Origin of the sequence: Mangrovimonas spongiae, assembly GCF_003944795.1 — a bacterium.
In the GTDB taxonomy this organism is placed as follows: Bacteria; Bacteroidota; Bacteroidia; order Flavobacteriales; family Flavobacteriaceae; genus Mangrovimonas; species Mangrovimonas spongiae.
This window is the reverse complement of sequence record NZ_RWBG01000006.1, coordinates 87,519-105,331: the sequence shown is the minus strand read 5'-3', so window position 1 is coordinate 105,331 and position 17,813 is coordinate 87,519. Positions and strand designations below refer to the sequence as shown.

The 17,813-nt window shown below is 33.5% G+C and carries 20 protein-coding genes; 14 read left to right on the top strand and 6 right to left on the bottom strand.

Going from position 1 to position 17,813, the window contains the following annotated elements; translation table 11 throughout:
• The first annotated feature begins 80 nt into the window (after window positions 1-80).
• Window positions 81-476 (top strand): acyl-CoA thioesterase, encoded by a 396-nt coding sequence (locus EJA19_RS12470; RefSeq protein ID WP_125468711.1) that lies wholly within the window; start codon window positions 81-83, stop codon window positions 474-476.
• Here the strand turns inward: EJA19_RS12470 and EJA19_RS12465 are convergent.
• The 4 genes from EJA19_RS12465 to ribD are packed head-to-tail and all read right to left on the bottom strand — an operon-like array spanning window position 473 to window position 3,551.
• Window positions 473-1,087 (bottom strand): IMPACT family protein, encoded by a 615-nt coding sequence (locus EJA19_RS12465; RefSeq protein WP_125468710.1) that lies wholly within the window; start codon window positions 1,085-1,087, stop codon window positions 473-475. The two genes, EJA19_RS12470 and EJA19_RS12465, sit on opposite strands and share 4 nt — an antisense overlap.
• A complete protein-coding gene (locus tag EJA19_RS12460) occupies window positions 1,088-1,939 on the bottom strand; it encodes an EamA family transporter (protein WP_125468709.1) in 852 nt (283 codons plus the stop codon).
• A 3-nt stretch (window positions 1,940-1,942) separates the two neighbouring features.
• Window positions 1,943-2,554, bottom strand: a complete 612-nt coding sequence (locus EJA19_RS12455) for an HAD family hydrolase (RefSeq protein WP_125468708.1) — start codon at window positions 2,552-2,554, stop codon at window positions 1,943-1,945.
• A complete protein-coding gene (gene ribD / locus EJA19_RS12450) occupies window positions 2,547-3,551 on the bottom strand; it encodes a bifunctional diaminohydroxyphosphoribosylaminopyrimidine deaminase/5-amino-6-(5-phosphoribosylamino)uracil reductase RibD (RefSeq protein WP_125468707.1) in 1,005 nt (334 codons plus the stop codon). The genes EJA19_RS12455 and ribD overlap by 8 nt, the downstream gene beginning before the upstream one ends.
• A 23-nt stretch (window positions 3,552-3,574) precedes the next feature.
• Here ribD and EJA19_RS12445 point away from each other — a divergent pair, with 23 nt between their 5' ends.
• From EJA19_RS12445 to EJA19_RS12425, 5 genes are all read left to right on the top strand, one after another.
• Entirely contained in the window at window positions 3,575-4,066 is a 492-nt protein-coding gene (locus tag EJA19_RS12445; protein WP_125468706.1) for a GNAT family N-acetyltransferase, read from the top strand.
• The gene (prmC, locus tag EJA19_RS12440) at window positions 4,063-4,938 is read left to right on the top strand and encodes a peptide chain release factor N(5)-glutamine methyltransferase (protein WP_125468705.1); all 876 of its coding nucleotides are present in this window, start codon (window positions 4,063-4,065) and stop codon (window positions 4,936-4,938) included. Before EJA19_RS12445 ends, prmC begins: the two co-directional genes overlap by 4 nt.
• A gap of 14 nt (window positions 4,939-4,952) precedes the next feature.
• Complete coding sequence (gene ligA, locus EJA19_RS12435; protein ID WP_125468704.1) at window positions 4,953-6,953, top strand: NAD-dependent DNA ligase LigA; 2,001 nt, start codon at window positions 4,953-4,955, stop codon at window positions 6,951-6,953.
• Window positions 6,954-7,060: 107 nt separating this feature from the next.
• The gene (locus EJA19_RS12430) at window positions 7,061-7,783 is read left to right on the top strand and encodes a hypothetical protein (protein WP_125468703.1); all 723 of its coding nucleotides are present in this window, start codon (window positions 7,061-7,063) and stop codon (window positions 7,781-7,783) included.
• A gap of 165 nt (window positions 7,784-7,948) precedes the next feature.
• Window positions 7,949-8,704: a hypothetical protein gene (locus EJA19_RS12425; RefSeq protein WP_125468702.1), complete on the top strand. Its 756-nt coding sequence runs from the start codon at window positions 7,949-7,951 to the stop codon at window positions 8,702-8,704.
• Here EJA19_RS12425 and EJA19_RS12420 read toward each other — a convergent pair.
• Window positions 8,701-9,618, bottom strand: coding sequence for a bifunctional metallophosphatase/5'-nucleotidase (locus EJA19_RS12420; protein WP_125468701.1), 918 nt, complete (start codon window positions 9,616-9,618; stop codon window positions 8,701-8,703). The genes EJA19_RS12425 and EJA19_RS12420 overlap by 4 nt on opposite strands.
• Before the next feature lie 3 nt (window positions 9,619-9,621).
• Window positions 9,622-10,383 (bottom strand): 5'-nucleotidase C-terminal domain-containing protein, encoded by a 762-nt coding sequence (locus EJA19_RS12415; protein WP_125468700.1) that lies wholly within the window; start codon window positions 10,381-10,383, stop codon window positions 9,622-9,624.
• Window positions 10,384-10,445: 62 nt separating this feature from the next.
• On the opposite strand from EJA19_RS12415, the gene EJA19_RS12410 reads away from it, so the two are divergent.
• From EJA19_RS12410 to EJA19_RS12375, 8 genes are all read left to right on the top strand, one after another.
• The gene (locus EJA19_RS12410) at window positions 10,446-10,973 is read left to right on the top strand and encodes a DUF6913 domain-containing protein (RefSeq protein ID WP_125468699.1); all 528 of its coding nucleotides are present in this window, start codon (window positions 10,446-10,448) and stop codon (window positions 10,971-10,973) included.
• Window positions 10,966-11,844 carry a 4-hydroxy-tetrahydrodipicolinate synthase gene (gene dapA, locus EJA19_RS12405; RefSeq protein ID WP_125468698.1) on the top strand — a complete coding sequence of 293 codons (879 nt, stop codon included), beginning with the start codon at window positions 10,966-10,968 and terminating at the stop codon, window positions 11,842-11,844. The genes EJA19_RS12410 and dapA overlap by 8 nt, the downstream gene beginning before the upstream one ends.
• Before the next feature lie 115 nt (window positions 11,845-11,959).
• On the top strand, window positions 11,960-12,772 hold the full coding sequence (locus tag EJA19_RS12400; RefSeq protein WP_125468697.1) for an outer membrane protein assembly factor BamD: 813 nt from the start codon (window positions 11,960-11,962) through the stop codon (window positions 12,770-12,772).
• An 11-nt stretch (window positions 12,773-12,783) separates the two neighbouring features.
• Window positions 12,784-13,113: a DNA-directed RNA polymerase subunit omega gene (locus tag EJA19_RS12395; RefSeq protein ID WP_206075177.1), complete on the top strand. Its 330-nt coding sequence runs from the start codon at window positions 12,784-12,786 to the stop codon at window positions 13,111-13,113.
• Between the two features lie 9 nt (window positions 13,114-13,122).
• Window positions 13,123-14,334: a bifunctional phosphopantothenoylcysteine decarboxylase/phosphopantothenate--cysteine ligase CoaBC gene (gene coaBC, locus EJA19_RS12390; RefSeq protein ID WP_125468695.1), complete on the top strand. Its 1,212-nt coding sequence runs from the start codon at window positions 13,123-13,125 to the stop codon at window positions 14,332-14,334.
• Complete coding sequence (gene porD, locus EJA19_RS12385) at window positions 14,327-15,214, top strand: type IX secretion system protein PorD (RefSeq protein WP_125468694.1); 888 nt, start codon at window positions 14,327-14,329, stop codon at window positions 15,212-15,214. Before coaBC ends, porD begins: the two co-directional genes overlap by 8 nt.
• 39 nt (window positions 15,215-15,253) lie before the next feature.
• Entirely contained in the window at window positions 15,254-16,906 is a 1,653-nt protein-coding gene (gene recN / locus EJA19_RS12380; RefSeq protein WP_125468693.1) for a DNA repair protein RecN, read from the top strand.
• 41 nt (window positions 16,907-16,947) lie between these two features.
• A complete protein-coding gene (locus tag EJA19_RS12375; protein ID WP_125468692.1) occupies window positions 16,948-17,766 on the top strand; it encodes an enoyl-ACP reductase FabI in 819 nt (272 codons plus the stop codon).
• Window positions 17,767-17,813: the final 47 nt, after the last annotated feature.

The window sequence follows — 17,813 nt, the reverse complement described above, 5'->3', positions numbered from 1 at the left end:
AGCCAGCTATTGAATTTTAAGAATTTTTTTTGCATGTTGAGAGCGTCTTCTAAACTACAAAAAAATAATTAAAACAACATATGTTTTTCGATGAAATACCAATAAGAGTGAGATACGGTGAAACAGACCAAATGGGGGTTGTTCACCATGGAAATTATGCGCTATACTTTGAAATAGGTAGAACAGAGTGGCTTAGAAAAAAAGGCATTTCGTACAAGCAAATGGAGGATGAAGGGGTTATGTTACCTGTGATTTCTATGGCGGTAAAGTTTAAAAAATCAATAGTTTACGACCAGGTTATTAAAGTTAGAACACAACTAAAAAAAACACCGTCGGTAAAGATTGAGTTTGATTACGAAATTTTAAATGAAAATGATGATATTTTAGCGACTGGAAATACGGTTTTAGCATTTATTAATATGACAACAAATCGCCCAATGAAATGTCCTGATTATATTTTAGAAAAATTAACTTAAGACGAAATTTCTTTAATAGAAATTTCATGTAAGCGTTTAAAAGTATCAAAGACGTCTTCCGATTCTTTTAACCTTACCGAAAGTGTTATTTGGCAATCCAATTCCAATTTTTGGTCAACAACATTTAAGTTGCGCTCCTTAATAACGCGCATGACGGTATTTAGGTTTTTGTAGTCGCAACTAACCAAAAACGTTTTGTTTATGGTTTTGGTTACAATTTTTGAAGCTTCCATAGCCATTTGTGCCGATGTTTTGTAAGCGTTTATCAAACCGCTGACACCTAGCTTAACGCCGCCAAAATAGCGTACAACTATAATTAATACATTAGTAACTTCAAACGATTGAATTTGTCCATATATGGGCATTCCTGCACTGTTATTGGGTTCGCCATCGTCGTTGGCTCTAAATAACAGACTGTGTTCCTCGGTGCCAATTTGGTAGGCATAGCACCAATGTCTTGCCGAGTGATGTTGCTTTTTTATGGTTTCCAAGCATTGTTTTACATCGTTTTCAGAATGTACAGGAAAGGCGTAGCCAAAAAATTTACTGTTTTTATCTTTAAATAAAACTTCTGCTGAAGGTTTGGTAATGGTTTTGTAAGTATCTTTCATTTATGCCAATGTTACTAAAATTATAGCAATTATGGCCAATACAATGCCAATCCAATTCTTTTTTGTAAGATGTTCTTTAAAGATAAATAATCCAACTAAGGTAGAAAGCATTACGATACCTACATGATTAACAGTAAATAAGGTTGAGCTTTCAAAAAGTTCGTGGTCCAATGCTTTTAGTAAAAAATAAATCGAACCATAATTAACAATACCTAGTAAAAAACCACCAATAATAGCTTTTGTGGTTATCTTAAACTCTTTTTTAATGGTTAAAGTTAATAAACCTAGAATAGCAGCAATGCCAAAAATAGAAGCCGAAAAAAGAGGAATGCCATTGTCTGGCACATAAGTGGTTTCAATATATTTTATAGACGTATCTATCGTCCCAGAGCCTAAGAAAAGAATAACAGGAAGCAGTAAATTTTTCTTGAAGTTAATTTCTGAAGCCGATTTTACAGAAGTTAGATATACAGCAATCAATGCCAGAGTAATACCAATTATTTTTTGCAATCCAGTGCCTTCATTATAAACATAAATACCAAAAACAATAGGAATTACTACACTCATTTTTGAAGCCACCGAGGCTACCGAAACACCATTTTTTTGTGCCGTCATGGCCATAACAAAAAAGATACTGATAAATAGAAACCCTAAAAAAACGGCGCCTAAAAACCAATCGGATTGTAGCGTATTTTCTACAGTAATATTACCTTGAAACGCAGTTAATCCAATAAAACACGCCACAAAATAATTTATGGCAATAACCTGTAAGGTGTTAATGTTGTATTTGCTCAAGGATTTAAAAATCACAAAAATGAGTGTTGAGCATAAAATGCTAAAGAGTAAATACATAGGTTAAAATAAGTGGTTGTTTACTTCAAAAAGTTGGGTAACATCATCGGTTTCTGGATTAATGTTCCAAGTGTTGATGCCAAGTTTTGCGGCGCTTTTGGTGTTTTCTTCAAGGTCGTCAACAAATAAACATTCGTTGGGGTTAAGCTTATTCTGGTTTAAAACAAACTCATAAATATCAGCATTCGGTTTTCTTAAATTGATTTTGTGAGACAAGTAAAACTTATGAAAACATTGCTTGAAGTCTTCGAAAAAATCAACTTCATTTTTTATCCAATCTATATGAAGTTCATTGGTGTTGCTTAACAGAATAATGTCAAAATTACCATCATTTCTAAGTTGTTTTAAAAACTCTAGTCGATGTTTAGGAAAATCTTTTAAAATACAATTCCAAGCATTTAAAATAATGGTTTCGTCTAGTTTGGGAAATTTAGACATATAAAAATTTAAAAACTCACGTGTACTTATTAAACCCATTTCATAACGATGGTTCATCTGGCTTAATTCATCAGGAAAGGTGTCAACTTCAAAAATAGTAAGCGCATTTTGCATAGCACCTTTTTTATCTAGATTGATAAAGACATCGCCAAAATCGAAAATGAGGGTTTTAATCATTGGTGTAGGTTCTTAAAGTATCTGTGAATATATTTTCTTGTGAAATCAGAGTTCCAGAAAACTCAGGAGCTTTTATACCTGTTTTAAATTGCACATTTCCTGTAAATATACGGGCTTCATCCCATAAATTATCATCTATAAATGTTTGAAGTGTTTTACTGCCACCTTCTATAATTACCGACTGAATATCACGTTCATAGAGTGCATTGCAAATCTGCTTGGCAATAGGTTGGTTAACATTGATATCACTTTCTGAAATCACTATAGTTTCAGCATCCGAATTAAAAATATTTAAGTCTTTTTGTAGTGTGTTGGTTTTGTCAACCACAACACGAATAGGATGTTGACCAGCCCAATCTCTAGCCGTTAAATTGGGGTTATCCGCCATTACGGTGTTGTACCCTACAAGTATAGCGTGTTCTTCGGTGCGCCATTTATGCGTTAATTGGCGGGAATATGTATTGGTAATCCAAACAGGCTTTTGCTCGGTTTTGGTTTTTGGAGCAATAAAGCCATCCTCAGTTTGCGCCCATTTTAAAATAATATATGGGCGTTGTTTGTTATGAAAAGTAAAAAAACGCTTGTGATGCTTCTGGCATTCGTGCTCAAGAATACCAACAGTAACATTGCAACCAGCATTTTTCAGTTTCTCAATACCTTTTCCAGCAACTTTGTTATGAGTGTCCACTGTGCCAATAATTACATTTGGAATACCCTTTTCAATAATCAAATCGCTACAAGGCGGTGTTTTTCCATAATGGCTACAAGGTTCCAAAGTCACATAAAGTGTCGCTTTTTTTAAAAGCGATTGGTCTTTAACAGATGTAATGGCGTTTACTTCGGCGTGTGCTCCACCATAAGGACTCGTGAAACCTTCACCAATAATATGATTGTTATGCGTGATAACACAACCTACCATAGGATTTGGTCTAGTGGTGCCTAGGCCATTTTTGGCAATCTCTATACAGCGTTTTATGTATTTTTCGTGTATCTTCACAGCGGTAAAAATACCATTTTAAAGTGAGCAAAGATAATATAGTTATAAGAGAAATTACTAAGGCCGATGATAAACAGATAGCTACGGTAATTCGTGAGGTTCTTGTTGAGTTGGGAGCACCAAAAGTAGGGACAGCTTATGAAGATGCTGCCTTGGATTGTATGACGGAAACGTATAGTAATCCAAAATCCAAATATTATGTAATTGATGTTGATGGAAAAATTATTGGTGGTGCTGGAATTGCACCTTTAGATACTGTTGAAGGTAACGTTTGCGAGTTGCAAAAAATGTACTTTTTACCCGAAGCGCGCGGTACGGGTTTAGGCAGCAAAATGATGCAAACCTGCTTAGAAAAAGCTAAAGCATTAGGATTTGAGCACTGTTATCTTGAAACCTTGCCTTATATGACATCAGCTACAAAACTGTATGCTAAAACAGGGTTTACACATTTGGACAAACCATTGGGGAACACAGGTCATTATTCGTGTAATGTTTGGATGATTAAGACATTATGATTCTTAAAGAAATTCACTATATATATCATAACGAGCTCGATGCTATTTATGGCTCAGATGAAGTTGATAGCTTTTTTTATTGGTTGATAGAACATTACTTTCAATGTAACAGATTAACTCTGGCTTTAGAACCTCAATTTGCGTTAACAAAAACCGAAGAACAGCCGTTGTTTGAGGCGTTAAGTCGATTGAAAAACCAAGAACCCATTCAGCATATTATTGGTGAAACCGAGTTTTTTGGATTGCCATTTAAAGTAAACCAACACACCTTAATTCCGCGACCAGAAACCGAAGAATTAGTGCAATGGATTATTAAATGTCATTCAGAACGAAGTGAAGAATCTCAATTAAAAATCCTAGACATCGGCACGGGAACAGGCTGTATTGCTATTTCCTTGGCCAAGCAGTTGCCAAAAGCTCAAGTATTTGCTTTGGATGTTTCTGAGGAAGCTTTAAAAATTGCTCAACAAAATGCTGAAATAAATCAAGTAAACGTATCGTTTTTAAAAGCTAATATTTTAAATAAAGACGAAAGCCTTTCGGTATTAGGTGATGCGTCTAAATTCGATATCATTGTATCTAATCCGCCATATGTGCGTGAATTGGAAAAACAGGATATGAAAAAAAACGTTCTGGATTACGAACCCGACTTGGCACTATTTGTAGAAGATAACAATCCGCTTGTGTTTTATGAAGTTATAACACAATTGGCTGTTGATAAGTTGAAACCTAACGGGCAATTATTCTTTGAAATAAATCAATATCTTGGCGCAGAAATGCAACAAATGGTCAAAGCATATCCGTTTGAACACATAGAATTACGGCAAGATATGTTTGGTAACAACCGAATGTTAAAAGCAGAATTACAATAACCACAACAATCTCAATGAGTCAAAACATACAACAACAAATACAACAACTTCGCGACGAATTACGAGAGCATAATTACAATTATTATGTGCTGGATAATCCAATTATAAGTGATTATGACTTTGATATGAAATTGAAGCAACTTCAGGAACTGGAAGCCAAACATCCTGAGTTTTACGATGCTAATTCTCCAAGTTTGCGCGTTGGCGGTGAAGTGACCAAGAACTTTAAAACCGTGGTTCACGAATCCAGAATGTACTCCTTGGATAATTCATATTCCAAAGAAGATTTAGAAGATTGGGAAACACGTATTAAAAAGTTGGTTGATGGTGACGTAATGTATACCTGTGAGTTGAAATATGATGGCGCTTCAATGAATTTAACTTACGAAAATGGAACCTTGGTAAAAGCGGTAACACGAGGCGATGGGTTTCAAGGTGATAATGTTACAGCCAACGTAAAAACCATTAAGTCGGTGCCATTACAGTTGCGTGGTGATTATCCAGATAAATTTGAAATTCGCGGCGAAATTGTGTTGCCCATAGACGGTTTTCTTAAAATGAATGAAGCCAGAATTGAAACAGGCGAAGAACCTTATCGTAACCCACGAAACACAGCTTCTGGAAGCTTAAAACTTCAAGATAGTGCCGAGGTTGCCAAACGTCCACTGGAATGTTTGTTATATAGCTTAAAAGGTCGCCATTTAGGTGTAGATACACAGTTTGAAGGGTTACAAAAAGCTCGCGATTGGGGATTTAAGGTACCAAGTGAAGCGCGTTTAGTAAAATCCATTGACGAGGTTCTAGAGTATATAAATTATTGGGACGAGCATCGTCACGAACTCCCTTATGAAATTGATGGCGTGGTTGTTAAGGTGAATAGTTTTTATCAACAAGAGGAGCTAGGTTATACAGCCAAAGCACCGCGCTGGGCAATGGCCTATAAATTTAAGGCAGAGCAAGTTTCAACACGATTAAATGAAATTACGTATCAAGTAGGTCGCACAGGAGCCATCACACCAGTGGCTAACTTAGAGCCTGTAGAGTTGGCGGGAACAACCGTAAAAAGAGCCTCGTTACATAATGCAGATCAAATTGCTAAGTTAGATGTAAGAGAAGGCGATGAGGTGTTTGTTGAAAAAGGCGGTGAGATTATTCCAAAAATTATTGCTGTCGATTTTACTAAACGGCCAGAAAACTCCCAGCCAACAAAATATATTACACATTGTCCAGAATGTGATATAGCATTAGTGCGACAAGAAGGTGAAGCACAGCATTACTGCCCTAATTATAATGGATGCCCTCCGCAAATTATTGGACGCATACAACATTATATTTCCAGAAAGGCAATGGATATTGAAGGTTTGGGTGGTGAAACAGTGGCCTTATTGGTTAATGCAGGTCTTATTAGTAACTATTCAGATTTGTACGAGCTAACGGTAGGAGAGGTTTTGCCATTGGAGCGGATGGCACAAAAAAGTGCTGAAAATCTGGTTAATGGTATTGAGGCATCCAAACAAATTCCTTTTGAACGTGTATTGTATGCTCTAGGGATTAGGTATGTAGGTGAAACTGTGGCGAAAAAGTTGGCCAAACATTATAAATCTATAGATGCTTTGTCAAACGCTAGTCAAGACGATCTTGTAAATGTTGATGAAATAGGCGAGAAGATTGCTGAAAGTGTTGTCGACTTTTTCAATTCAGAGCAAAACCAATTGATTATTGAGCGTTTAAAACGTTTTGGTGTGCAATTGGAACTTTCAGCCGAAACCTTAGCCAATCAAACCAATAAGCTAGAAGGTGAAACATTTGTTGTGTCAGGTGTATTTGAAACCGTATCACGAACCGAGCTTAAAAAGTTAATTGAAGATAATGGCGGGAAAGTCTCGTCTTCAATATCTTCTAAAACTTCTTTTGTTGTGGCTGGTGACAAAATGGGGCCAAGTAAGCGAACAAAAGCAGAAAAACTAGAAATTCCTATTATAACAGAGGATGAGTTTTTACAAAAAATAAAGTAAATTCTTACAAAAAATGTTTTTTAGCGCAAAAAAATCGGATTAAAGGTGTTTTTTATCGATAAATAGCAAAATATGTGTATATTTGTTTCAGAATGTAAACGCTATTTATGAATAAATCGAATCTTTTAGGTGGACTAATTGTAATACTAGTCGTGCTATTTTTGTTGCTCGATTTTTATGATGAGTATATGCTATCTAAGGTAGCTAAGTCTTTAATTGTACCAAGTATAACATTACTTTATTTTATTAACGTAACTCGAAAACCAAAGTTTTTCTCGTGGTTTTTAATTCTATTTTCAATTTCAGAAATAACTAGTTTTATTGAGTATTTTTTAGTGACTGATTTTCAGTTTGATATGTATTATACTGTTGGGAATCTATTTTATATTGCTGCGTATTGTTGTTTAATATATCACGTCTACAAAACTATTGATATTAAAAGAATTTTAACCAACTATAAAATTCACTTAATTATTTTAGGGTTATTAAATGCCTACATAATATATGTTTTGCTAACAATAGTTAAACCTTACACATTTGGTTCTTATATTTTCTATATAGAGTTCTTGTATAATATTGTTATGTTGGTATTATTAGCCATATCGTTGTTGTCTTATTTTAATAAGGATAACAAAAAATCCCTTTTTATGTTTTTTGGTTCGCTAAGTATTGTGTTCTCAGAGGTTATACAAGTCGCTTATTATTACATAAGTGAAAAGTATTTGCTTTATGTTGTTTCTGGTTTATTGTTTATTGGTGCTTTTTGGTTTTATTACCTTTATTCTAAAGCGAAAAATGAAAACACCTTTAAATTAACAACTCAAGTTTAGTATACTTAAAAGATTAACTTACTTATTTTAAAAGCCTTTTAATGCGTTCTTAAATGATTGTTCTTTTTTAGATTATAATGAAAATTTAACATTATAATCGATGAAATGCATTAATCTATCGGTATAAAAGTATATATTTGTTATACCTACTTATACTAATCTACCATGAGAAATTGGCTTAAATCAAGTTACAATACGTTTTCTTTGTGTGTTATTGTAACTGTATTATTGCTTAATATTTTTGCGTTGCTAAATAGTAACGACACCATACTGCGCTTTTTTAAACCATTATTAATACCTGCATTTTTAATGTATTTGTTTATCAAGAATAATTCTGTAAATAAAGCATTAATTATATTTTTTGTGTTTTCATTTTTAGGTGATTCTATTTCTGCTCTTTATAGTGGGAGTCAGGCTATTAAATATGCAAACCTATCATATTTCTTAAGCTATTTAAGTTTGATGGTCCTTGTATTATCAAAATTGAAGTCTATAAAAATTGATAAAGTTATAGGTGTTTATCTTTTTGTAGTTTTCTTTATAAACTCATACTTTTTATACGAATTATTTTTAATATTAAAGGCTAATATTACCGATATAGCTGAGGTTAATTTGTTTATATTAAAAAGTGTATCGCTTACCGTTTTATCTTTAGTCTCTTTTGTGGTTTACTTAACTAAAGACACCAAACAATCCATAATATTTTTAGTTATGGCACTCTGTTTTGTGTTTTCAGATGTGCTGTTCTACATTACAAATTATTATATTTATAATTGGAGTTTTGCCGTTTTAGAGCGTGTGTTACACGTATTTGGAATATTTTTCTTATTTGGTTATGTCGTTTCTGAAAACCAGATAAAGGTGAAACAAAAACAAGAGAGCTACAGCGAGATAACCTTAAGAGAAAATGCATTGACTTAAACAATTATAGAAGCACCGTCGGCACTTTTGTTTTTATCGTTATCAAAGAAAAAGTCTACTCGTCCTAAGTTTATACCATAACATCCTACTTGATTAACCAGTACATTTTTTCCTTCACTATTTTTGGTAACTGTAGGTTTCGGTAAAAAAGTATGTGTATGTCCGCCAATTATTAAGTCGATATCCTTTGTGTTTTTAGCTACAACAAGATCGCTTACTTTTGTAGAGTTGTCTCCATAATAATACCCTAAATGTGATAAACATATAACCAAGTCGCATTGTTCTTCGGTTTTTAAAATACGGCTCATATCTTGAGCAATTTCAATAGGATCAAGATATTCAGTTTCTTTATACATGGCTTTATCAACTAATCCTTTAAGTTGAATCCCTAATCCAAAAACGCCCACTTTTAAATGTTCTTTTTTAAAGACCTTATAAGGCTTAACATGTGTGTCCATAACGGTATTAGAGAAGTTGTAATTGGCAGACAGAAAATCGAACTTAGCATGTGGTAATTGGGCATATAATCCATCAATCCCGTTATCAAAATCATGATTTCCTATTGTGGCAGCATCATATTTTAACTTACTCATTAGTTTAAACTCAAGTTCACCTCCATAATAATTAAAGTATGGTGTACCTTGAAAAATATCGCCAGCATCAAGGAGCAGGGTGTTTGGGTTTTCTTGCCTTATCGATTGTATTAAACTAGCACGTCTTGCAACACCTCCTTTATTAGGATTTCTACCATCGTTTGGGCCAAAAGGATCAATATGGCTATGTACATCGTTGGTATGTAGAATAGTAATTTTAGTCGTTTTTGCAGCCGAAGAAAAGGATTGTAACCCTAATCCGCCAAGTGAAACTAATGTGGTTGCTGCTGCTGCTTGGTTAATGAAATCTCTACGTTTCATAAATTAATTATCAAGTTTAATAAATCGGTCGTCAATAGTTGGGTTTATGGTATCTTTTTTATAAAAATAGTCTAAAAGGGCATTTCTTATTTTATAATCAAGTACATAAAGCGAATCGTTAGGTTTAAAAAATGTCATGTGATCACCACCATTATATAAGTAATCGTTTGTGGCCACATAATAGGTTTTTAAAGTATCTAAAGGTTTACCGTTAATAAGAGCTTCTTTTAAATTATAGTTGGCATCAACCGTAAGTTTTAAACCAGAAATAGGATGCGCTCGTTTAGCTTTGGTTAAGTAATTTACAAGTTGCTTTACATTTTTTCCGTTTAAAGCCACAACAACTATGCTATTTTCAAAAGGCATAATATTAAAAGCGGTTCGTTTTGTAATATTACCTTTAGAAATTATAGCGCGAATACCACCGTGGTTAACTAAAACTAAATCAATATTTTTAGCTGTTCTTTGCTTAAAGACAGGGTTAGCTTGTTCGTAAATGGCATCGGCAAATAAATTTCCAATAGCGGTATTTAGCTCTCCATCAGATTTTGAATAGGTGTCTACAGCATAAGCTATTACACTATCTAAATCTTTATTAATATGATTTCTGTATGGTGTAATCATATCTTCAATTTCAGCATTTTTAACTAAGCTGTCTGTAATAGGAAGGAGTTTCCCTTCAATACGTGTTAAGTGCTTATTTTCTTGCTTACAGCTAAATACAGATATGAATAGCAAAAAGAAGCAAATAGGTGTAAATTTCATAGGTTATTTAACAATCTTTTGTGATTAGTTTTAACTACTTTTGTACAAAGTATAAAGATAGCATGATTTTAAAGGGTTTTAAAGAAAAATCTATTAAAAAGCAGTTAAATTTAATTTTAAAATCTCCTAACAATAGTTTTGAAGAGAGTCCTATTAAAAAAATGGGAATTATTTTTAATGCCGATGAAAGTATAGATTTTGAAGGTTTAAAATCTTTAAATAATGTTGTTGGGGTTAAGCCAAACAAATTAAAAGTTATTGCATTTACGCCAAAAAATAAAGAGGTAACTTATTCTTGGGATACCTGTTTTAACCCCAAAGATTTTTCTTGGAATGGAAAAGTCATTAATACAGAATTACAAACATTTATCGATACTAATTTTGATATTTTAATTAGCTTTTACACCCAAGATATTTTAGAGTTACGTTACATAACAGCAGCTTCAAAAGCAAAATTTAAAGTTGGTGTTTATCAGCAAGACGAACGTTTAAATGATTTAATAATAAAAACCAATCTAAACCAATTAGAAAGTTTTAAAACCGAATTACATAAATACCTAAAAGTACTAAATAAAATACAACATGACTAACAAATTTGAAGGTACAGGTGTTGCTTTAATAACACCGTTTAAAGAAGATTTAAGTGTAGATTTTGATGCACTTTCAAAACTTGTTGATTACAATATTGAAAACGGCACAAACTACTTAGTAGTAAGTGGAACTACGGGAGAAAGTGCTACGATTTCTAGAGAAGAAAAGAAAGCTATTCTAGAGACGGTAGTAAAAGTAACAAATAAACGCGTGCCTATTGTTTTAGGCATAGGCGGTAACAATACAGCATCGGTTATCGAGGAAATCACCTCAACAAATTTAAATGATGTCGATGCCATACTTTCGGTATCTCCTTATTACAGTAAACCTACTCAAGAAGGCGTATATCAACATTTTAAAGCCGTTTCTAAAGCGTCTCCAAAACCTATTATTCTTTATAATGTACCAGGAAGAACAGCCTCTAATATGTTGCCTGAGACAACTTTAAGGTTGGCCAGAGATTTTGAAAATATTATTGCCGTAAAAGAAGCAGGAAATAATGTGCAACAGTATTTAGAGCTAATAAAAAACAAACCTGATGGATTTTCAATTATTTCTGGCGACGACGATCTTGCATTGGGAATTGTTTTAGCTGGCGGGTCTGGTGTTATTTCTGTAATAGGTCAAGCATTTCCTAAAGAATTTGCTAAAATGATTCAATTAGGCTTAAAGCGTAATGTTGATGAGGCTTACAAGTTACATTTTAAGTTAACAGATATTATGGGATATATTTTCTCCGAAAATAATCCAGCAGGTATAAAAGCTGTTTTAGCAGAAAAAGGCTTGTGCAAACCAGATGTTAGATTACCTTTAGTTCAAGCAACAAATGGATTAAAAGAACAAATCGCCCATTATGTAAAAACCTTCTAAACGTTAAATTAAATTTAAACCCTATTTATACCACGGTTTAAACTTTAACTTAGCCCAAGAAAAATATTTTTAAAATCCATAATAATAAATTAGCTTTGCAGTCTGTTTTTTAACAATGAAGAAACTTTTTTACATATTTATAACGTTCACAATTTTAACCTCTTGCAGCGAATACCAAAAGGCATTAAAGTCTGAAGAGGTTTCAGAAAAATTTAAAGTAGGGGAAGCCCTGTACGATAAAGGGAAATATGCCAAAGCCAATAAGCTTTTCGAGCAAATTATTCCTAGCTACAGAGGAAAACCACAAGCAGAAAAGTTAACATACTTAAATGCTATGGCTTACTTTAAAATGGACGAGTATTATTTGGCGGGCTATCACTTTGATAGGTTTGTATCGGCTTACCCTGAGAGTGAAAAGGTAGAAGAAGCCGCTTTTTTAAGTGCTAAAAGCACATATATGTTATCGCCAGTGTTTTCAAAAGCACAAATAGATACAAAAGATGCGATAGATAAGTTTCAGCAATTTATTAACTTATATCCAGAGTCTGAATATTTACCAGAAGCTAACAAGTTAGTAAAAGAATTAGACTATAAATTAGAACTTAAAGCTTTTGAAATAGCCAAACAATACAATAAAATTGCTGGTTATACAGGCGATTACGAAGCTCCAATAAAAGCTTTTGATAATTTTATTTTCGATTTTCCAGGATCAAGCCTAAGAGAAGATGCCTTGTATTACAAGTTAGATTCGGCGTATAACCTGGCCATGAATAGTATCGAATCTAAAAAACAAGAACGTCTAGAAAATGCCAAAACATACTATAGTTCTTTCAAAAAAAGCTATTCAGAATCTGAATATATTGAAGAAGCCGATAAAATGATAGTGGATATTAATAACGAATTGAAAAAATACAATACCAAAAGCTAAATTTCAACATAATGGATGTAAAGAAAATTAAAGCGCCTGCAAGCACAGTTACTTATAACAGAAATGAAATTGATGCCCCAACAAATAATATTTACGAGGCCATTTCTGTTATTGCTAAAAGAGCAGATCAAATTAACTCAGAGATTAAAAAAGAGTTAATTGAAAAACTTGAGGAGTTTGCTACTTATAATGATAGCTTAGAGGAAATCTTTGAAAATAAAGAGCAGATTGAAGTGTCTAGATTTTATGAAAGATTACCAAAACCTCATGCTTTAGCTGTACAAGAGTGGTTAGACGATAAAATCTACTACAGAAATACAGAAGGCGATACTAAAGAATAATTTAGATATATGTCTATTTTAAGCGGTAAAAACATTCTATTAGGCATAAGTGCTGGAATAGCCGCTTACAAAACAGCTACATTGGTTCGGCTTTTTATAAAAGCCGGAGCCAATGTAAAAGTTGTTTTAACACCTTCCGCGAAAGATTTTGTTACACCATTAACATTATCTACACTCTCCAAAAACCCTGTACATTCTTCATTTACCAATGAAGACGATGATAACGACACTTGGAATAACCATGTAGAGTTAGGCTTATGGGCAGATTTTATGGTAATTGCCCCTGCTACAGCCAATACCATGTCTAAAATGGCTAATGGGACTTGCGATAACTTATTACTAGCAACATATCTATCAGCAAAATGCCCTGTATATTTTGCGCCTGCTATGGATTTAGATATGTATAAACACGCCTCAACCAAGACGTCCTTAAATAAATTGCAAGACTTTGGTAACATTCTAATTCCTGCCGAAAGTGGTGAATTGGCTAGCGGATTAGTAGGTGAAGGTAGAATGGCAGAACCCGAACATATTCTTTCGTTTATAGAAAATGATATTTTAGGCAAACTGCCTTTAAAAGAAAAAACAGTTTTAATTACAGCTGGTCCAACCTACGAAGCCATAGACCCTGTACGATTTATAGGAAATCATTCTAGTGGTAAAATGGGGTTTGAAATAGCCAAAGCAGCAGCAAATTTAGGGGCTAACGTTATTTTAATTACAGGACCAACAAACCAAAGTGTCACGCATAATCTTATTCAGGTTATTCCTGTGATAAGTGCTCAAGAGATGTATCAAGAAGCACATAAGTATTTTGCCAAATGTGATATTGCTATTCTTTCTGCCGCCGTATCAGACTACAGACCAAAACACGTTGCCAATCAGAAAATAAAAAAGAACACCGATGATTTAGTGTTAGAATTGGTTAAAAATAAAGATATTCTAGCCTCGTTAGGAGCAATTAAACAGCACCAATTTCTGGTAGGATTTGCTTTAGAAACCAATAACGAGCTAGAAAATGCAAAACAAAAGCTTAAAAAGAAAAATTTAAATTTAATTGTATTAAATTCGTTAAACGATAAAGGAGCAGGTTTTAAATCGCAAACAAATAAAATCACCCTTATCGATAATAAAGAACGTATTTCTGAGTTTGAATTAAAATCTAAAGCAGATGTTGCTGTAGATATTTTAAACGAAATAATAAGTCAACTTAATGAATAAAATACTTACCGTTTTATTACTGTTTTTTTCTTTATCTGTTACGTCTCAAGAACTCAATTGTAGCGTGGTTGTTAACGCGCAACAAACAGGTAACCAAAATCTTCAAATTTTTAAAACCCTTGAGAAGCAACTTACAGAGTTTGTAAATAATACTGCATGGACCAATAAAACATTTGCACCACAAGAACGAATAGATTGTGGTATTTTTATAAATATAACAGAGTATAATAACGATAATTACAAGGCAACTATACAAGTACAATCTTCAAGACCAATTTATGGTTCAACGTATGGCTCGCCTGTTTACAATGTAAACGATAAAGATTTTGTATTTAAGTATCTAGAATTTCAAAACTTAATTTACAATCCTAACCAATTTCAATCCAACTTAGTCTCGGTATTAGCTTTTCACATTTATATGGTTTTAGGTATTGATGCAGATACGTTTAAGCCTAATGGAGGCGATGAATATTTTAAACAAGCCCAAACTATTGTAAATTATTCGCAACAAGAAGGCTCGGCTGGTTGGCGATTAGAAGATGGGTTGCAATCTAGATTTGCTTTAATAGATAATGTTAGATCGTCAACCTATAAAGAGTATCGCGATGTTATGTATGCTTACCATAGGGAAGGGCTAGATAATATGCATAACGATGTAAAAAAAGCAAAAGCAACTATAGCTTCGGCTTTAAATAGGTTTAACGAACTTCATAAAAGACGCCCAAACTCTTATTTACTACGTACCTTTTTTGATGCTAAAGCCGATGAAATTGAGGACATTTTTACCGATGGTCCAAGTGTAGAAATCACAGAGCTTATGAGTACTTTAAATAGAGTAGCGCCAATGCATTCTAGCAAATGGCGTAATATAAAGTTTTAAATTTTTTAGTGTTTTACGGTTTATAATTATATTAGTGTAATGCTAACATCACTTTCCATAAAAAATTACGCCTTAATTGAAAATCTCGAAGTCAATTTTACGCAAGGATTTACAATAATTACTGGTGAAACAGGAGCCGGAAAATCTATATTATTAGGTGGCTTATCGTTAATATTAGGAAAACGTGCCGATTTAAGTGCTATTAAAAACCCTGAAGAAAAATGTATTATCGAAGCAGAGTTTAATTTAGAACATTTAAACTTAAAGGCACTTTTTAAATCGGAAGACTTAGATTACGATGTGCAAACCATTATTAGACGAGAAATATTGCCATCAGGCAAATCTAGAGCCTTTGTTAACGATTCTCCAGTTAATTTAAGCAGTCTTCAAGTTTTAGGAAATCAACTAATCGACATTCATTCACAACATGAAACCTTGCAACTAGTTACCAACGATTTTCAGTTTCAAGTTATCGATGCTTTGGCAAAAAACACCAAAAACATCACATTGTATCAAGAGCAATTAAAACATTATAAAGATCTTGAAAAGATGTTGGAGGAGAAGATTTTACAAAAGTCGGAAGCCGTAAAAGAGCATGATTACAACCTATTTTTATTAAATGAGTTAGAAGAAGCCAATTTGGTTTCAGGCGAATTACAAGCTTTAGAAGAAGAATATGAAACGCTAAATAATGTAGAAGAAATACAAGAAAGGTTGTCGCACTCACATCAACTGCTAGATAACGATCAAGCGAGCGTTTTAGGTATGTTAAACGATTTAAAAAGTAACTTTCAAAGCTTATCACAGTTTTCAGAAAACTATAAAAATGTTAACGAACGCATCCAATCAGTTATCATAGAAGTAGATGATATTTTTTCAGAGATTGAAGCTTTTCAGGAAAATTTAGAAACAGATCCTAATAGACTACAACTGGTAAACGACAAATTACAAGTTATTAACGACCTTTTAAAAAAACACTTGGTTGATGATGTTGATGACCTTATCGAAATTAAAAGCGACTTAGCTCAAAAAGTATTAGAAGGTGAAAGTTTAGATGAACATATAGAAGCTTTAGAAAAGGACATTGCACAAAAAGCCGAAACCTTAAACAAGCTTTCTGAAGACATTCATCAAAAAAGAGCGAAAGCCATTCCAGGGTTAATAAAACAATTACAAGCACTTTTAGGGCAATTAGGTATGCCAAACGCTCAATTTAAAATTCAGGTACAACCTACAGAAACTTTTTTGCCAAACGGTAAGGACGAACTATCATTTTTATTTACTGCAAATAAAGGCATGGCATTTAATGAGCTTAAAAAAGCAGCTTCTGGTGGGGAATTGTCTAGAATTATGCTATCTATTAAATATGTATTGTCTAATTACGTACAGCTGCCGTCTATTATGTTCGATGAAATAGATACTGGTGTTTCTGGAGAAGTTTCTAACAAAATGGCCGAGATTATGCTTAAAATGAGCCAGAACATGCAAGTGTTTTCAATAACGCATTTACCGCAAGTAGCTGCGAAAGGCCATACGCACTTTAAAGTGTTTAAAGACACAAAAAAAGACAAAACAACCACGAATTTAATACAATTAAATCACGACGATCGTATTGTAGAAATAGCACAAATGCTTGGTGGTGTAGAAATTTCAAATTCTGCCCTAGCACATGCCAAACAATTATTGAATTAATACTATCTTTGAAATTTAAACAACGAATCAACAACAAGACTATGTCATATAATTTATTAAAAGGAAAGAAAGGAATCATTTTTGGTGCATTAGATGAAAACTCTATCGCATGGAAAACAGCACTTCGCGTACATGAAGAAGGTGGTGAGTTTGTATTAACAAACGCTCCTGTAGCCATGCGTATGGGGCAAATAAACAAACTAGCCGAGCAAACAGGTGCGCAAGTTATTCCAGCTGATGCCACATCGTTAGAGGACTTAGAGAACTTAATAGAAAAGTCTATGGAAATTTTAGGTGGAAAAATAGACTTTGTGCTACACTCTATTGGAATGTCTATTAACGTTAGAAAAGGCAGACATTATACCGACCAAAATTATGACTGGACTCAAAAAGGAACCGATGTATCGGCTACTTCGTTTCATAAAGTCATGCAAACCCTATACAAAAAAGATGCGATGAACAGCTGGGGAAGCATTATAGCTTTAACTTATATGGCAGCACAACGCGTTTTTCCAGATTATAACGACATGGCCGATAATAAAGCGCTATTAGAAAGTATAGCCAGAAGTTTTGGGTACTTTTTTGGTAAAGAAAAACAAGTGCGCGTCAATACAATTTCACAATCACCAACGCCTACAACAGCAGGGCAAGGTGTAAAAGGATTTGATGGGTTTATTAGTTATGCCGATAAAATGTCGCCACTAGGAAATGCCAGTGCCATGGATTGTGCCAATTACATAGTAACCATGTTTAGCGATCTTACCAAAATGGTAGCCTTACAAAACTTGTATCACGATGGTGGATTCTCTAATGTAGGTGTAAGTAACGAGGTTATGGAAGCCTTTACAAAAGATGCTTAATTAATCATTTTTTTGCATAAAATTAAAAGGGAAACATAATGTTTCCC

What these genes read in the sequence shown, in the direction of transcription:
- EJA19_RS12470 (WP_125468711.1), top strand. Translation starts at nt 81, where the DNA reads ATGTTTTTCGATGAAATACCAATAAGAGTGAGATACGGTGAAACAGAC.
- EJA19_RS12465 (WP_125468710.1), bottom strand. Translation starts at nt 1,087, where the DNA reads ATGAAAGATACTTACAAAACCATTACCAAACCTTCAGCAGAAGTTTTA.
- EJA19_RS12460 (WP_125468709.1), bottom strand. Translation starts at nt 1,939, where the DNA reads ATGTATTTACTCTTTAGCATTTTATGCTCAACACTCATTTTTGTGATT.
- EJA19_RS12455 (WP_125468708.1), bottom strand. Translation starts at nt 2,554, where the DNA reads ATGATTAAAACCCTCATTTTCGATTTTGGCGATGTCTTTATCAATCTA.
- prmC (WP_125468705.1), top strand. Translation starts at nt 4,063, where the DNA reads ATGATTCTTAAAGAAATTCACTATATATATCATAACGAGCTCGATGCT.
- ligA (WP_125468704.1), top strand. Translation starts at nt 4,953, where the DNA reads ATGAGTCAAAACATACAACAACAAATACAACAACTTCGCGACGAATTA.
- EJA19_RS12430 (WP_125468703.1), top strand. Translation starts at nt 7,061, where the DNA reads ATGAATAAATCGAATCTTTTAGGTGGACTAATTGTAATACTAGTCGTG.
- EJA19_RS12425 (WP_125468702.1), top strand. Translation starts at nt 7,949, where the DNA reads ATGAGAAATTGGCTTAAATCAAGTTACAATACGTTTTCTTTGTGTGTT.
- EJA19_RS12420 (WP_125468701.1), bottom strand. Translation starts at nt 9,618, where the DNA reads ATGAAACGTAGAGATTTCATTAACCAAGCAGCAGCAGCAACCACATTA.
- EJA19_RS12415 (WP_125468700.1), bottom strand. Translation starts at nt 10,383, where the DNA reads ATGAAATTTACACCTATTTGCTTCTTTTTGCTATTCATATCTGTATTT.
- EJA19_RS12410 (WP_125468699.1), top strand. Translation starts at nt 10,446, where the DNA reads ATGATTTTAAAGGGTTTTAAAGAAAAATCTATTAAAAAGCAGTTAAAT.
- dapA (WP_125468698.1), top strand. Translation starts at nt 10,966, where the DNA reads ATGACTAACAAATTTGAAGGTACAGGTGTTGCTTTAATAACACCGTTT.
- EJA19_RS12400 (WP_125468697.1), top strand. Translation starts at nt 11,960, where the DNA reads ATGAAGAAACTTTTTTACATATTTATAACGTTCACAATTTTAACCTCT.
- EJA19_RS12395 (WP_206075177.1), top strand. Translation starts at nt 12,784, where the DNA reads ATGGATGTAAAGAAAATTAAAGCGCCTGCAAGCACAGTTACTTATAAC.
- coaBC (WP_125468695.1), top strand. Translation starts at nt 13,123, where the DNA reads ATGTCTATTTTAAGCGGTAAAAACATTCTATTAGGCATAAGTGCTGGA.
- porD (WP_125468694.1), top strand. Translation starts at nt 14,327, where the DNA reads ATGAATAAAATACTTACCGTTTTATTACTGTTTTTTTCTTTATCTGTT.
- recN (WP_125468693.1), top strand. Translation starts at nt 15,254, where the DNA reads ATGCTAACATCACTTTCCATAAAAAATTACGCCTTAATTGAAAATCTC.
- EJA19_RS12375 (WP_125468692.1), top strand. Translation starts at nt 16,948, where the DNA reads ATGTCATATAATTTATTAAAAGGAAAGAAAGGAATCATTTTTGGTGCA.